15 protein-coding genes, 1 tRNA gene and 1 pseudogene are annotated in these 14,524 nt (G+C 72.4%); 10 read left to right on the top strand and 7 right to left on the bottom strand.

The window, feature by feature from the left end; genetic code table 11:
• Positions 1 to 71: 71 nt before the first annotated feature.
• From GA0070622_RS00865 to GA0070622_RS00840, 6 genes and pseudogenes are all read left to right on the top strand, one after another.
• A complete protein-coding gene (locus GA0070622_RS00865; RefSeq protein ID WP_218060562.1) occupies positions 72 to 386 on the top strand; it encodes a type II toxin-antitoxin system Phd/YefM family antitoxin in 315 nt (104 codons plus the stop codon).
• Positions 383 to 553: a type II toxin-antitoxin system YoeB family toxin gene (locus tag GA0070622_RS00860; RefSeq protein WP_091565441.1), complete on the top strand. Its 171-nt coding sequence runs from the start codon at positions 383 to 385 to the stop codon at positions 551 to 553. Before GA0070622_RS00865 ends, GA0070622_RS00860 begins: the two co-directional genes overlap by 4 nt.
• 72 nt (positions 554 to 625) lie before the next feature.
• Positions 626 to 1,753: a hypothetical protein gene (locus GA0070622_RS00855; protein ID WP_091565437.1), complete on the top strand. Its 1,128-nt coding sequence runs from the start codon at positions 626 to 628 to the stop codon at positions 1,751 to 1,753.
• A gap of 353 nt (positions 1,754 to 2,106) precedes the next feature.
• A pseudogene (locus GA0070622_RS00850) lies at positions 2,107 to 2,394 on the top strand (transposase family protein); the annotation flags it as partial.
• Positions 2,395 to 2,730: 336 nt separating this feature from the next.
• Positions 2,731 to 3,237 (top strand): hypothetical protein, encoded by a 507-nt coding sequence (locus GA0070622_RS00845; RefSeq protein ID WP_091565433.1) that lies wholly within the window; start codon positions 2,731 to 2,733, stop codon positions 3,235 to 3,237.
• 1,098 nt (positions 3,238 to 4,335) lie between these two features.
• The gene (locus GA0070622_RS00840) at positions 4,336 to 4,704 is read left to right on the top strand and encodes a tyrosine-type recombinase/integrase (protein WP_091565429.1); all 369 of its coding nucleotides are present in this window, start codon (positions 4,336 to 4,338) and stop codon (positions 4,702 to 4,704) included.
• A 62-nt stretch (positions 4,705 to 4,766) separates the two neighbouring features.
• On the opposite strand, the gene GA0070622_RS00835 is transcribed toward GA0070622_RS00840, so the two are convergent.
• Positions 4,767 to 4,841, bottom strand: a tRNA-Lys gene (locus GA0070622_RS00835).
• A 130-nt stretch (positions 4,842 to 4,971) separates the two neighbouring features.
• Here GA0070622_RS00835 and GA0070622_RS00830 point away from each other — a divergent pair.
• Entirely contained in the window at positions 4,972 to 6,135 is a 1,164-nt protein-coding gene (locus GA0070622_RS00830) for a sensor histidine kinase (protein WP_091565425.1), read from the top strand.
• Positions 6,132 to 6,794 (top strand): response regulator, encoded by a 663-nt coding sequence (locus GA0070622_RS00825; protein ID WP_091565420.1) that lies wholly within the window; start codon positions 6,132 to 6,134, stop codon positions 6,792 to 6,794. Before GA0070622_RS00830 ends, GA0070622_RS00825 begins: the two co-directional genes overlap by 4 nt.
• An 11-nt stretch (positions 6,795 to 6,805) precedes the next feature.
• Here GA0070622_RS00825 and GA0070622_RS00820 read toward each other — a convergent pair whose 3' ends face one another.
• Entirely contained in the window at positions 6,806 to 7,204 is a 399-nt protein-coding gene (locus GA0070622_RS00820) for a DUF6223 family protein (protein ID WP_091565416.1), read from the bottom strand.
• 200 nt (positions 7,205 to 7,404) lie between these two features.
• Here GA0070622_RS00820 and GA0070622_RS00815 point away from each other — a divergent pair, with 200 nt between their 5' ends.
• Complete coding sequence (locus tag GA0070622_RS00815) at positions 7,405 to 8,487, top strand: NAD-dependent epimerase/dehydratase family protein (protein ID WP_091565411.1); 1,083 nt, start codon at positions 7,405 to 7,407, stop codon at positions 8,485 to 8,487.
• Between the two features lie 96 nt (positions 8,488 to 8,583).
• Here the strand turns inward: GA0070622_RS00815 and GA0070622_RS00810 are convergent, their stop codons facing one another.
• The 5 genes from GA0070622_RS00810 to GA0070622_RS00790 all read right to left on the bottom strand — a co-directional run bounded on the left by GA0070622_RS00810 (position 8,584) and on the right by GA0070622_RS00790 (position 13,224).
• Positions 8,584 to 9,774, bottom strand: coding sequence for a hypothetical protein (locus tag GA0070622_RS00810; protein WP_091565407.1), 1,191 nt, complete (start codon positions 9,772 to 9,774; stop codon positions 8,584 to 8,586).
• Between the two features lie 70 nt (positions 9,775 to 9,844).
• Entirely contained in the window at positions 9,845 to 10,594 is a 750-nt protein-coding gene (locus tag GA0070622_RS00805) for a ZIP family metal transporter (RefSeq protein WP_091565404.1), read from the bottom strand.
• Positions 10,595 to 10,633: 39 nt separating this feature from the next.
• Positions 10,634 to 11,833, bottom strand: coding sequence for a GNAT family N-acetyltransferase (locus tag GA0070622_RS00800; RefSeq protein ID WP_091565401.1), 1,200 nt, complete (start codon positions 11,831 to 11,833; stop codon positions 10,634 to 10,636).
• A 51-nt stretch (positions 11,834 to 11,884) separates the two neighbouring features.
• A complete protein-coding gene (locus tag GA0070622_RS00795) occupies positions 11,885 to 12,604 on the bottom strand; it encodes a PP2C family protein-serine/threonine phosphatase (protein ID WP_091565397.1) in 720 nt (239 codons plus the stop codon).
• 92 nt (positions 12,605 to 12,696) lie between these two features.
• Positions 12,697 to 13,224 carry a helix-turn-helix domain-containing protein gene (locus GA0070622_RS00790; RefSeq protein ID WP_091565391.1) on the bottom strand — a complete coding sequence of 176 codons (528 nt, stop codon included), beginning with the start codon at positions 13,222 to 13,224 and terminating at the stop codon, positions 12,697 to 12,699.
• A 56-nt stretch (positions 13,225 to 13,280) separates the two neighbouring features.
• On the opposite strand from GA0070622_RS00790, the gene GA0070622_RS00785 reads away from it, so the two are divergent.
• On the top strand, positions 13,281 to 14,495 hold the full coding sequence (locus GA0070622_RS00785; protein WP_091565387.1) for a benzoate/H(+) symporter BenE family transporter: 1,215 nt from the start codon (positions 13,281 to 13,283) through the stop codon (positions 14,493 to 14,495).
• Positions 14,496 to 14,524: the final 29 nt, after the last annotated feature.

Genomic DNA, 14,524 nt, shown 5'->3' with positions numbered 1-14,524 from the left:
AACGCCTCACTGTGCGCGGATTCGCTTCGCCGGCCGCTGGGTGGTGCAAGCGACCTGCCCCGCCGTACGCGATGTCATTCGAGGTGCTCTTGGGGGTCAAGATGAAGGTGTTGACAATCAGCGACGTTCGCAAGAACCTCGCCGCCGTGGTCGATGCGGTGATCGATGATGCCGAGGAGCGCATCATCCCTCGCGGCGGCAGGGCCGTCGTCATGGTTTCGCTCGACGAATGGAACGCTGTGAACGAGACGCTGCATGTTCTCGGTTCCGCCTCGAACGCCCGCCGACTGCTGGAGAGCATCGCCCAAGCCGATGCCGGCCTACTCGAGGAGCATCCGCTCGAATCGAGGTCCCACTCTTCGAAATCCGGCAAGGAAGCCGCATGAGCTTGCGCATCGTTTTCACTCCCAACGCATGGGAGGACTACGACGGCTGGTTACACCGGGACGTGAAGATGGCCCGCCGCATCAACGACGAACATCGGCTCATCTACCGCGTCCGTGGCGGCGACCTGGAGATCGCCGCCTGCCACGGCCACTACCTCGACAAGTAGAAGGTGGTGCACGGCGGCGCCCTGCTGCTCCGAGCCCCGGGCAGCCCGACCGATCGTCGATAGGATGCCGCCGTGATTCGTGAGATGCGCTTCGTCGTGTCGGTGCCGGATCAGGTTTCGGCCTATGCCGTCGCCGAGAAGCTGGCCGAGCGCGGCCACCTGCTGGTCGCGGTACGGGAGGTGCCGATCGACCCGCTGGAGAGTCGCTTCGCCGGTTGGTGGCGAGCCCACTCGCTAGCCGTGGACCCGCCCTACGAGGGTCCGCTGGAAGTCTCACCAGCCGAGAAGAAGGCCGTTGCGGCCATTGCCCAGAAGTACGGCGGGCAGGTCAACTCGGCGTGCGGCCAGTTTCCGGACAAGGCGATCGAACGCTTCTCCCGGGAGGGCCTCGCGCATAAGCTCGACCGTACCGAGGCCGACCGGATCCGCGCGGAGGTCGTCGGCGGGCAGACAGCCGCCGTGCCGTCTCTGCCCGCCCCTCCCGGACTCAAGTGCGGTGGTTTCCGTCGCCCTGCCGCCGATCTTCGCGCGGCCGCCGAGGTGGTGCCCTTCGAGGGCCGCACCTTCGACGGTGTGGGCGATCTGATCGTGGCGATCGCGAACGACGCGTTCCCGCAGGGCTCGGTGGTGCCCGCCGCCCCGGGCGCGGTGCCGCGGCTGGCCGCGCTGGCGGGTAACGACGGGGTGAGTGACTTCCACCGGGCGATGACGCTCATGGTGCTGTTCCAGATGAGCACCGCGGGTCGGCGGCGGCTGGCCTATCAAGCGGACGCCCCGGAAGACGGCGGCGCCGAGACGCCCGCGGAGACGGCGACCCGGGCCGCGGTCGCGGCGGTGCTGCCCGGTCTCGCCGTGGGCCGCAGCGAACTGGCCGAGTTCCTCCTCGCCGGGCTGTCCGCGGCCATGCGGGAGGCGGGGGCCGGAATGCCAGCCGGCTTGGAGCGGATCGCCGGGCGGTACGCGGGCACCGCCCGCATTACGGTGGTGAACCTGATCCGGGCCGTGGCCGACGGCGCCGAAGAGCCCCTCCGGACCGCCACCGCAGCGGTGGTGGCGGCCCTGCCCGAGGTGGTTGACGGCCTGCAGAGCACAAAGGCCACGGTCGAGGGGCGGGCACTCGACACGCTCGATACCGTGCTGCAGTGGGAGTTGGACAACGCTCGGCTGTCCAAGCTGGGCACGGTCTTCGGCCCCCGCTGATGACCGCCGGCCCACCGCCGCTGGGGCGGCTGGACAACGCCGGCAATCGCGAGGCCGCCCGCTCAGCCGCCTACGAGGTGTCCCGCGTCGCCGTGGACGATGCGGTCGCGGTCACTCCGGCAGCCCAGCCCCGGCGAGATCATACAGCAGCGCCGCGCGCCTGCGTTGCTCGGCGTCAGCGCCGCGGCACCGTCGCCCGCATCCGCGACCACCTCAGCACCATCATGGAGCCATTGTTCATGGTGACGGTGCAGGTCACGGGCGGTACGGGAGGCCGGTGTCCAGGTAGGACGAGGCTCCCCCGGTAAGACAGCAATCGACCAAGATCAGACGCCCCAACCGGGAGCCTCGCTGTGCTGTCTTACCCTGCCGCGATTCCATTGTCCACCCGCAGCCTGAACCACCTCGCCGACCTCATCCGAACCCGCCGCCAGCAGCGACGGTCCCGATGGCGACGCCTCGACCCCGGCCAGCAAGCCCAGCTCGCCCTGGCCCAGCTGCGCAACGGCGACACCCTGACCCGCCTGGCCGCCGGATCCGAGATCGGCGTCACGACGGCCTGACGTTATGTCCGCGAGGCCATCGACCTGCTCGCCGCGACCACCGACGACCTGGCCACGGCCATGACCAGGGCAAGCCGGAGCAACTCCGCGTTATGGCCCGGAGACCCCTCCGTTTGAGTATCCGTTTCAGTGGGTCGCCAGGGACTCGAACCCTGAATCCCGTTCGGGTACAGCCGATCATCTCGAATCGGGCAGGTCGAGCCCCTGACCTGGGCGACCTCTTCTGCTGTCTTACAGCGACTGACGCCGCTTGCCAGGGTCACTTGTGCCCGCGTTGTGCCCGATGACCTTAAGCGTCCCACCAACATCGGTCCTTCCGAGATGTCGAGCTACCCCCTCGGCTGACAGCGACCCCAGGCCTACAGCGTGCCCCGGCCCTTGACATGACCCCCCATCCTCGACAACTGACACTAAATGGATTCCGATCTTCATTCGGACGATGAGGTCATCTTGATCAACGACGCTGTACCGCTGTCCCAGATCATCGAGAGGGCAACCTGGTCCCAGCGGGCAACGGGACTCTTGGTTCCACCGCCTGCGCCGGCCGCGCCACCGAGCAAGGCAGATGAGAAAGCGGAGGGGACACCGGTCCGCCGCCCTGCCAATCGCCTCGTACCTCACCTTGTGACGGCGAGAGACTGGCTCAACGCGGCCGGGACTTTGATCTCTGCCCTGGCAGCGGTATTGGCCTTGGCCTTTGCCTACGTTGCTCAGCAGGACCAGCAGAGGTCGGAAGCGGCTCGCAGGCAGGCTGAGCAGACGCTCATTCGACAGCAGCAGATGCAGGCGGCGATGCAGACGAAGCTGGCGTCACTCGAAGCTAGGAACCTGGCGCTCCAGCAGCAGATGCTGGCCCAGTCCTCTGCTCGGCCTGCTGACCAGGTCCGCGGCGAGGCGGCGGTCGAGCAGGTGCCGAGGTAGACGCTCTACTTGTGGAACCGAGGGTTTGAACCATGGGCCCACCTTGACGAGAGGTCACCATCAGTCGGACGGATCGAGACTGCGACCAGGGCAGGCTTTGCCAACGCCTATCAAGGCCTGCCGCCAACGCCTATCAAGGCCTGCCGCCCCTGGCGGCTCTCAGTTGGGCCACACTTGGGCCGGATGATCTCGCGCCTGCCGCAGCTTCAGTTTCGTCGCTGCAACCTCAAAAGTACTTTTTGGGATATGGTCGCCCTTCGAGCTTATTGCCGAGGCATACGGTGGCGTAGTCGAGCCTAGCGAGAGCACCTTCAAGTGCTCTTGCCCAGTTGCAGCGAACTCCGTCCGGCTCGCCCATCACCGTAGGGTTAAACCGAGGAACTTCACAGGTAGTGTCCCACATCGCATCTTCAACGTATGGCGGGCAGACGAATAGGATCGGGGCAGGAGCCGTCAGGAAGCGGACCGTGCCTATGAAGCTCTACTAGCTCGTAGAGCGCCTGATGCTGTTTGTCAGCAAGATGGTAATAGGCAATTGATGCCTCGCGCTCCAACTCTTCTCGACGCAGTATCCGCTGCGCCTCCAAGCTGTCTTGCACCTGCATCTTTGCTACTCGGATCGCACCTCGAACTTGGACGGAGGCAGCGAGCCAGCTGGCCACTCCTCCCACGAGGGCTCCGACGAGTGCGCTGGCCGCTCCACTCCAGAACTCATCCACGTGGACAATCTTGCAACCTGGAGCAAAAACGCCCCGCCACGGCTACGCCTGCAACCCGTGCCATCCCGTCGGCCTTCGTCCGCACCTGGTGGAGTGGGCGGGGCCTGCCCGGTCAAGGTGGAGCACCCCACCGTCTGAACGACCTTGACCGGGCAGGCCCCGCCCACTCGGCTTTGCCCGGACGGAGGTTGTCGGGATGGCGCCACCATCCCAGAGCGCCCGAGCGCCCCGCCGGAGGCACTGTCTATGTCTCGACCAACGTGAAGCCCCGGAGCTGCCACTGCTCATGGCGGCCCGGGGCTTCTTCGTGTGTCGCGCCGCCGGCGGGCTACCACCGATCGCGCCGTGGCCGCAGGCCTAAGGCGCGAGCGGCGGGCCCATCGGCCCGGCCCAGGTTCGGCGGCGCGAGCGGTCCGCGAAGCGGGCCGCCTTGACCTCGGCACGCGGAAAGCTCCTGACGGACACCTACTGGTCGGAGTTGTGGGCGGACTGGCGGCAGGCCGCCGGGTGGCCGAAGGAAGGCACCTTCCACTCCCTGCGCCATTTCTTCGCCACCACGCTGATGAGCAACGGCGTCGAGCCCCAGGAGGTGCAGAAGGCGCTGAGGCACGCCAACCTGCGGATCACGTTGGAGACCTACGTGCACTGGCTGCCGAAGAAGGACCGCCCACGCGGGCTGGTCGGCAACCTCCTGCGGCAGGCAGACGGCAAGTCATCCGCACCTCGCGCCGACCAAGATCATGCCTGAGTTGTGCCCTGGTTGTGCCCTATGATCTTCGTCCGCTGTTTCCGCAGCTCAGAAAGCGGAAGTGGTGGGCCGCCAGGGACTCGAACCCTGAACCTATGGATTAAAAGTCCACAGCTCTGCCATTGAGCTAGCGGCCCGCAGAGCACAGGCTACCCGAAGCGTATGAGCCGGGCGGGCATCGTACGCCGGGCCTCTCGATCTTGTCGACGCTGTCATCCAAGCCGCGCGGGGCCCTCCGGGCCGTGCGCGGACGGCTACGCTTCGGCCATGTCGAGCTGGCGGTGGCGCGACCGCGCGGCGACGGTGGCCCTGGTGCCGGCAGTCGCCCTGGTGGCCCTCCTCGGCCTGCTGGTGCAGGCGGACGGCCTCGACACCCCGGCCGAACTGGTGGCGCTGCTGGTCGTGCTGGCCGCCGCCGGCGCGCTGTACGCCCGCCGGCGGTATCCGGTGGCGGTGGGGGCGGCGGCACTGGTCGCGGTCAGCGCCTACGGGGTGCTGCTGCACCGGCCCGGGCCGGTCATGCTGGTGTTCGTCGTCGCGTTGTACACGGTCGTCGACGAGGGGCACCTCGCTGTCGCGGTGGGGCTCGGCCTGGCCTCGGTCGTCTCCTTCGCGGTCGCCGACAGCTGGACCCGGACCGGTGCCGGGGGGAACGGGGCGACGCTGCTGCACGCCGGGTGGCTGGTCGCGGTGATCGTCGGGGTGACCCGTAACCGCCGGGCCTACCTGGCCGAGGTGCGGGCCCGGGTGCGCGCCGCCGAGCAGGGCAAGGAGGAGGAGGCCCGGCGCCGGGCCACCGAGGAGCGGCTGGGCATCGCCCGCGAGCTGCACGACCTGCTCGGTCACCATCTTTCGTCGATCAACGTGCAGGCGAGCGCGGCGCTGCACCGCCCGGATCCGGAGCGGGCCGAGGCGGCGCTCACCGCTATCAAGCAGACGAGCAAGGAGACGCTGCGGGAGTTGAGGACGACGCTGGGGATCCTGCGTGCGGAGGCCGCGCCGCCCGCCCCCGGGCTGGACCGCCTCTACGAGCTGGTCACCTCGGCCGGGCGGTGCGGGCTGGTGATCCGGACCGAGGTGGCCGAGACCCGGCCGCTGCCGTCGGAGGTGGACCTGACGGCGTACCGGATCGTCCAGGAGGCGCTGACGAACGTGACCCGGCACGCCGCCGCGACCACCGCGACCGTCCGGGTCCGACCGGACCGCGACGACCTGCTGGTGGAGGTGGAGGACGACGGCGCCGGCACCTCGGCCCCGCCCGGGAACGGGATCCTCGGCATGGGTGAGCGGGTCCGGGCGCTGGGCGGCTCGCTGACCACCGGTGCCGGGTCGGCCGGCGGTTTCCTGGTGCGTGCCCGCCTCCCGCTGCGGCCGGGCCCGCCGCCGGTCCGGGTGCCGGTGGCCCGGTCGGAGCCGGAGGGCGCGGCGTGATCCGGGTGCTGCTCGCCGACGACCAGAACCTGGTCCGCGCGGGCTTCCGCTCCATTCTCGACGGCGAGGACGGTATCGAGGTGGTCGGCGAGGCCGCCGACGGCGCCGCCGCGGTGCGGCTGGCCCGGCAGCTGCGGCCGGACGTCGTCCTCATGGACATCCGGATGCCGCATCTCGACGGCCTGGCCGCCACGCGGGAGGTCACCGCGCGCGGTGACGGCCGGGTGATCATCCTGACCACCTTCGACCTCGACGAGTACGTCTACGACGCGCTGCGGGCCGGGGCGAGCGGCTTCCTGGTCAAGGACACGGAGCCGGCGGAGCTGATCCACGGGGTGCGGGTGGTGGCGCGGGGCGACGCGCTCCTCGCGCCGGCGATCACCCGTCGGCTGATCGCGGAGTTCGCCGCCCGCGCCCGGCACCCGGAGCCGGGGCCACGGCTCAACGCGCTCACCGAACGGGAGCGTGAGGTGCTCGTGCTGGTCGCCGCCGGCCTGTCCAACGACGAGATCGCGGCCCGGCTGGTGCTGAGCCCGGCCACCGCGAAGACGCACGTCAGCCGGATCATGACCAAGACCCGGGTCCGGGACCGGGCGCAACTGGTGGTGCTCGCGTACGAGTCCGGGCTCACCGTGCCCGGCTGGCTCACGTCCTCCTGACCGCGTCGCGGTCAGGTGGTGCGGCGGGCCCGGGCCGACGCCCACCCGCCCAGGCCCGTGCCGACGACCCCCAGCACCACGCCGACGATCGCCCCGGCCCGTCCCTGCCCGTTACCGAACCCGTCGGAGGTCAGGGCCAGGTGCACGGCGCTGAGCACCAGGCCGACCAGCCCAGCCGCCAGCGCCAGCAGGGCCCGGCCACGCCCGCCCGAGGTCGGGCGGGCCACCGCCAGCCCACCGATGATCGCGCCGGCCAGGCTCACCGCGGCGAACGTGGTGGCGCCGAACCGTCCGGAGCCGCCGATCCCACCCGCGGCGACCGAGACGTGCGCCGCGGCCGGGGCGGCGAACCCGAGCCCGCCGGCCAGGGCGGCGGCGGTGGTGGTGGCGAGCAGATGACGGACGGGCATCGGAACTCCCTCGGATCGGGGGCGGCAGGTACAGGCGGCAGCGTATGGAGGGGACCGGCCCCGGGTCGTCCTGCCGGAGTTGCCGATCGGGTTACCACCCTGGGCGTACGCGCCCGGTCGTCCGTACCCCGGTGGTTGTGGTCGGACGAACCCCCGTCCGTGAGCGGTTGCTGTCCGCTTCAGCGGGTACCGCACCGAGTATGCGCATCGTGATCGTGGGGGCCACCGGCAACGTGGGCACCGCCGTGCTGCGTCGGCTGCGGCGGGAGGCGGGTGCGGAACTGGTCGGGGTGGCCCGCCGGCTGCCCGGTCCGGACGCCGGTGAGCCGTACGACGACGTGGAGTGGCACTCGTGCGACATCGGCGCGCCCGGCGCGGCCGACGAACTCGTGCGGATCTTCGCCGGGGCGCGGGCGGTGGTGCACCTGGCCTGGCAGATCCAGCCCAGCCACGACCGGCGCACGCTCTACCGGACCAACGTCGGCGGCAGCCGCGCGGTGATCGAGGCCGCCGTCCGGGCCGGCGTTCCCGCAGTGGTGTACGCCTCGTCGGTCGGCACCTACGCGCCCGGCCCGAAGGACCACCCGGTCAGCGAGAACTGGCCGGCGACCGGGGTGGAGACCTCGTCGTACAGCCGGGACAAGGCCGAGGTGGAGGCGCTGCTGGACGGCGTGGAGCGGGAGCACCCGGGGCTGCGCGTGGTCCGGCTGCGGCCGGGGCTGATCTTCCAGCGCGAGGCCGGCACGGAGATCAGCCGCTACTTCCTCGGCCCGCTGGTGCCGGTGCGGCTGCTCCGCTACGGCCGGATCCCGCTGGTCCCGGCGAACCGGCGACTGCGGATGCAGGCGGTGCACGCCGACGACGTCGCGGACGCGTACGCCCGGGCGGTCGTGGGGGACGCGCGGGGCGCGTTCAACGTGGCGGCCGACCCGGTGCTGACGCCGGAGCTGGTGGCCCGGCACTTCCACGGCTGGACCGTGCCGGTGGCGGTGCCGGTGCTGCGCGCGGCGGCGGCGGTGACGTGGCGGGCCCGGCTGCAACCGGTCGACACCGGCTGGGTCGACCTGGCGCTGAACGTGCCGCTGATGTCGAGCGGACGCGCCGAGACCGAGCTGGGCTGGAAGCCCCGGGTCGACACCGTGACCGCCCTGCGGGACCTGATCGCCGGCATGTCCACCAGGGCCGGCACCGACTCCCCGCCCCTGTCGGCGGACCCGAGCCTTGCCGGCCGCCCCGCCGCCCTCGCCAAGGGCCGCCTCCCCGGCCACCCCAACCCCTACTGACCGGCCCACCGCTCCTTGTTGATCAAGGAGTTCGCGTCCCGGTGGAGATCGACAGGGACGCAAACTCCTTGATCAACGCGCGCGGGAGGCCCGGGGTTAGGACAGGCGGGAGGAGGTGACGGTCGGGGGGCGGGCGCCGAGGAAGAAGATGCCGGGGAAGCCCTTCGTCTCGAAGCCCCGGCTGGGGTTCTTCCGCAGGGTGCTGCCCTCGATGGTCATCGTGCCGGTGCGGTTGTTGCTGACGAAGAAGACCGCGCCGCCGCCCTCGTTGGCGCTGTTGTTCTCGACGACCGTGCCGGCGAGCCGGACCGTGAACTCGTTGCCGTCGCAGTAGATCGCGCCGCCGCTGCCGCCGCCCGGGGTGCCGCCCCGGGCCGGGTTCGCGCCGGTGCCCACCGCCCGGTTGTCGCGGAAGACGCTGTTCAGCACCGTCCAGGAGACGCCGATGCTGCTCAACGCCGCGCCGTTGGCGCACACCCCGCCGGTGAAGGTGCTGCTCACCACGTACACCGGCTTGTTCTCGAACTGGCTCAGCACCCGCACCGCGGCGCCGCCGAGGTCGGGGCCGGTGCGGTCGCAGCGGTTGTCGACGAACCGGGAGTTGACCACCTTGAGCCGACCGCCCCGGACGAAGATCGCGCCGCCCCCGCCGCCCTCGGCGGTGTCGCCGGTGGAGTTGCCGGCGGCGAACGTCAGGTTCTGCACGGTGAGCTGCGGGTGGTCCTGGTTCTGGCAGTGCGAGGTGGTCCAGCCCTGGGCCTGGTCGCAGGTGTTCATGTAGAGGATCCGCCGGCTGCCGCCGCCGCTCAGCGTGACCTTGCCGCCGCCGTCCAGCACGACGCGGGGGCCGTGCGAGTTCACCACCTTGGCGGTGGCCTTCATCGTGATGGTCACCGGCGCCGGACCGCAGTCGAAGGTGATCACACCGCCGGCCGCGACCGCCTTCACCACCGCCGCGGAGGTGCAGCTCGCCGGCGTACCGCTGCCGACCGTGCGGGTCGGACGCGAGGTGTCCACCGCCCGCGCCTCGGCCGGGACGGCGGCACGCCCGTCCGGGTTGCCGGCGCGGAACGCGACGGGGGCCGTGCTGGGGCTCGGTGTGGCGCTGCCGAGGCCGGCCCGGGCGCTCGGCGAGGCGGCCGGGGCAGCGGCCGGACCGGTCGGTGCGCCGGAGCCGGTGGCGGCGGCCGGCGCGGGCGTGCCGCCCGGGTCGTCGCCGCCGCACGCGGGCAGCGTCGCGGTGGCCAGGGCGAGGGCGAGCAGGGAGACAGCGGACTTAACGCGCACCGCCCGATGCTAGGAGGCCCGGCCGTCCCGGCACGACTCCGCCGGCGATCCTTAACCCGCCGCTAAGCCGTCAGGCGTGCGAGAGGGCGAACGCCACCAGGAAGCCGAGCACGGTGATCAGGCCGACCAGCAGGTGGGCGTCCTCGAACGCCTCCGGCACCATGGTGTCGGTGATCATGGCCAGGATCGCGCCGGCCGCGAGCGCGGTGATGGTGGCCAGCACCTCGGGCGGGGCGCCGCCGAGCAGCGTGTACCCGGCCAGCGACGCGGCGCCGGAGAGCAGCGCGATGGCGGCCCACAGCCCGAAGACGTAGCGCCGGGTCCGCCCGGCCTGCCGCATGCCGGCCGCGCTGGACAGCCCTTCCGGCACGTTGCTGAGGAACACCGCGATCACCGTGACCAGGCTGACCGGGCCGCCGGCCAGCAGGCTCGCGCCGATCACCACCGATTCCGGTACGCCGTCGAGCAGCGCGCCGACCGCGATGGCCGACCCCGAGCCGGGCTGCTCCTGCTCGGACGGCTGCTCGTCGCCGGAGCGCTTGCGGTGCCGCGCGCCCCGCCGGGCCAGCAGGACGTTCGCGCCGGTGTAGGCGAGCGCGCCGGCCGCCGCACCGATCGCCACCGGCAGCAGGCCGCCCTGCTCGTGCGCCTCGGCGATCAGCTCGAACGACACGGCGGAGAGCAGCACGCCGGCGCCGAACGCCATCACCGACGCGGTCATCCGGCGCGGCACCCGCGCGAAGAACCCGACGGCCGCCCCGATCAACAGGGCGGACCCGGCGAGCAGGCCCCAGAATCCCGCTTGCAACCACTCCGGCACGCGCAGGACCCTACCCCCGGCCGGGCGCCCCCAACCGGGTCAGAAGTCGGCGAACAGGTACGGCAGCTCACGGGGGAAGAGCCGGCGCAGCTCGACGGCGGCGTCCACCGGCACCTCGCCCAGGCCGCGTACGGCCACCTCGGCCGGGTCGAGCACCCCGTACGCCAGGGCGGACAGCCCGGCGGCGGTCAGCCGAGCGGCCGGCACGCTGCCCTCGGCGGCGGTCTCCGCCGGCAGCACCGCCAGCTTGCCGGTGGCGCCGTCGAGCAGGTGCCGGCCGGCGAGCCAGCGGTCACCGACCAGCTCGACGAGCGCCCGGCCGACGCCGACCGGCTGGTCGGCGAGCGCGTCCAGACTGAGCAGGCGGGCCATCGGCGCGGTCGGGTCGGGCCGCGACACCCGCGCCTCGACGTGCACGTCGAGGTCGGTGAGCCACAGCTCGGGCAGTTCGTCGGGCGGCAGCTGGACGCTGACCCGGGCCACCTGGTCGACGTGCCGGGCGAAGAACTGGAGCAGCGACGCCCGGGCGTACGGGTCGTCGAAGAGCAGGTCGTCGGCGATCAGCGTGCCGGCGTGGTCGTCGATCCGGTAGGTGACCGCGCCGACCGTCTCACCGTCGCGCACCACGCTGGCCAGCCAGCGGTCGTCCCGGTCGCGCAGCCCGACCGCACGGAAGTCCGGGAAGACCGCGAACCCGTGCCGCTCCCGCAGGCACCGGTCGGTGTAGGCGCGCCACCGCGGGTAGCCCACGCCGATCCGCTCCCAGACCAGCTCGTCGGGCAGCTCGGCCCGCAACAGCGGCGCCAGGTCCGCCGGGGCGAACACCGCGGTACGCCGCCGGGGCAGCCCGACGTAGCCGAAGCGCTCGTAGAACGAGGCGCGGAACGGGTGCAGCGCGGTGAGCTGGTGCCCCTCGTCCCGCATCCCGTCGAGGAGCTGGTGCATCAGCGTCCGGACGTGCCCGCGCCGGCGGGCCAGCGGGTGGGTGGCCACGCCCGCGACACCGGCCATCGGCAGCACCGCGCCGCGCAGGTTCTGCCGCATCGGGATCGCCGAGACCGCCGCCGTGGTGACGTCGTCCTCCTCCACCACCAGCGTGGTGTTCCCCGCGTTGTAGGGCAGGTAGGCGCGGAACTCGTCGGTCCGGGCCGCCGCCATGGGGGACGCCTCGAAGGCGTACGCCTGGAGCGGGAAGCTGGTGGTCAGTCGTTCCTCGGCGGCCAACCGGCGGATGCGCATCCGTTCATCCCAACCCGGGGCGGCGGGCGTCGCAACCCGAATCGGCGCGGATCAGGCCTCGGCGACGTCGGAGATGACCACGGTGACGTTGTCCGGCGCGCCGGCCTGGTGGGCCAGCTTCACCAACTGCTCGCCGCACTGCTGCCGGTCACCGTAGGTGGCGAGCGCCGCGGCGATGGCGGCGTCCTCCACGTAGTCGGAGAGGCCGTCGCTGCACAGCAGCAGCCGGTCGCCGGCGAACACGGTGAGCGCCCCGACCGCCGGTGGCGCGTCCGAGCCCTGCACGGCCCGGGTGACCAGAGAGCGCTGCGGGTGGTGCCGGGCCTGGTCGCGGGAGAGCGCGCCCTGGTCGACCAGCGCCTGCACGAACGTGTCGTCGCGGGTGAGCTGGGTCAGCTCGTGGTCGCGCAGCAGGTAGCACCGGGAGTCGCCGACCTGGGCGAGGACCAGCGTGTCCCCGGCGAGCAGGGCGGCGGTCAGCGTCGTGCCCATGCCGTCGCGGGCCGGGTCGACCGTGATGGCGGCGCGGATGCGCTGGTTGGCGGTGCTGACCACGGCGCGCAGCGCGTCGGCCGCCTCGTCGGCGCCGGTGGGCGGGGTCAGCTCGTCCAGGATGCGGATGACGATCTCGCTGGCCACCTCGCCGGCGGGCAGACCGCCCATGCCGTCGGCCACCGCCACCAGGCGGTCACCGGCGAGGGCGGAGTCCTCGTTGTTGGTCCGGACGAGGCCGACGTCGTTGAGGATGGCCGAGCGGAGGATGAGCGTCATGGGTCAAGCTTGCCAAGAAGACCGGCCCCGCGTCTGCACGCGCTGGCTGGTCGGCTGAAAGAAATGTCATCCGCTTGCATCCTGGGTATGCGTCAACTGTCCGGTGTGGATGGACGCGGATAGCGGAGCAGGAGGCTCGCCCGGACCTCGTCGTCGCCCACCGCCGCGTAGCTGTGCGGCACGTCGGAGGTCCAGCGCAGGTATTCGCCCGGCCCGGCGGTGGACGGGGCGTCCACCGGCCCGGCGCGGAGCACGCCGGAGAAGACCGTCACGTGTTCGGTGACCCCGGCCTGGTGCGCGGGGGAGAGCTGGGCCGGCCCCGGGCTGACCCGCATCCGGTACAGCTCGTAGGTGGCGTCACGGTCGTGGAAGACCTCCAGCAGCGTGGCGCCGACCGCGGCCCCGCGTACGGTCGGCGTCTGCTCGGGCGCGGACAGCACGGCGGTCAGCGGTACGCCGAGCTGCGCGGTGATCGCGTACAGGGTTTCCAGGGTGGGGTTGCGGACGCCGTTCTCCAGGCCGGAGAGCGTGGCCTTCCCGACGCCGGCCAGCCGGGCCAGCTCGGACAGGGAGATCCCGCGTTCCATCCGGAGGGCGCGGATGCGCCGGCCGACGTCCATCGGGTTATCGTGCTACATCGCGTCGTTCCGTAAACGGAACACCCGGAGGGGGATGCATGGCCGGTCGACTCCAACCCGTCCTGGCCGGCGTGGTGACCGCCCTGGTCGGCTTCGCCAGCTCGTTCACCGTCGTCCTGGCCGGGCTGCGCGCGGTCGGCGCCGACCCGCGCCAGGCCGCCTCCGGCCTGCTCGCGCTCTGCGTGGCCAGCGGCGCCTGCGCGGTCTGGCTCGGGCTGCGCCACCGGCTGCCGCTCGCCATCGCCTGGTCCACGCCGGGCGCGGCGCTGCTGGTGGCCACCGGGCCGGTCCCCGGTGGCTGGCCCGCCGCGGTCGGCGCCTTCCTCCTCGCCGGCCTGCTGATCGTCGCGGCCGGGCTGATCCCCGCGCTCGGCCGCGCGGTCGCCGCCATCCCCGGGCCCATCGCCTCCGCCATGCTCGCCGGGGTGCTGCTGCCGCTCTGCACCGCGCCGGTACGCGCGCTGGTGGAGGTGCCCCGCCTGGCCGGGCCGGTGGTGCTCGTCTGGCTGCTGCTGCACCGGTTCGCCCGCCGCTGGGCGGTCCCCGGCGCGCTCGCCGTGGCCGTGCTGGCGATCGCGCTGACCACCTCCGGGCCGGCCCGGCTGGACGCGGCCCCCGTGGTCGCGCTGACCGCGCCGGCCTGGACGCTGCCCGCGGTCGTCGGCCTCGCGCTCCCGCTGTTCCTGGTCACCATGGCCGCGCAGAACGTCCCCGGCGTCGCCGTGCTCGCCGGCTACGGCTACCGGGCCCCGCTGGGCTCCGCGCTGCGGGTGACCGGGCTCGCCACCGCACTCGGCGCACCCGCCGGCGGCCACGCGGTGAACCTGGCCGCGATCACCGCCGCGCTCGCCGCCGGCCCGGACGCCCACCCCGACCCGGACCGGCGCTGGATCGCCTCGGTCACCGCCGGGATCGGCCTGGCGCTGCTCGGCCTGGGCGCCGGCGTGGCGACCGCGCTGGTGCTGCTCTCCCCGCCGGTGCTGGTCGAGGCGGTCGCCGGGCTCGCGCTGCTCGGTGCGCTGGCCGGAGCCGTCACGGCGGCGGTCGCCCAGCCGGACGCGCGGGAGGCGGCGGTGGTGACATTCGTGGTCACCGCCTCCGGGGTGAGCCTGCTCGGGGTCGGTGGCGCGTTCTGGGGACTGGTCGCGGGCTGCCTGATGCTGCTGCTCTTCCGCCGCCGGGCCGTCGTATCCGCGCCGGTCGAGCCGCCCCGGACCGAATCCGCTCCGTCGCTTCCCAGCCGGACCGGGTGACGAACTGTTAACCTGGAGTGCGCAGGAGG

The sequence above is a fragment of the Micromonospora sediminicola genome (assembly GCF_900089585.1).
In the GTDB taxonomy this organism is placed as follows: Bacteria; Actinomycetota; Actinomycetes; order Mycobacteriales; family Micromonosporaceae; genus Micromonospora; species Micromonospora sediminicola.
This window is presented reverse-complemented; position numbering and strand designations above follow the sequence as displayed.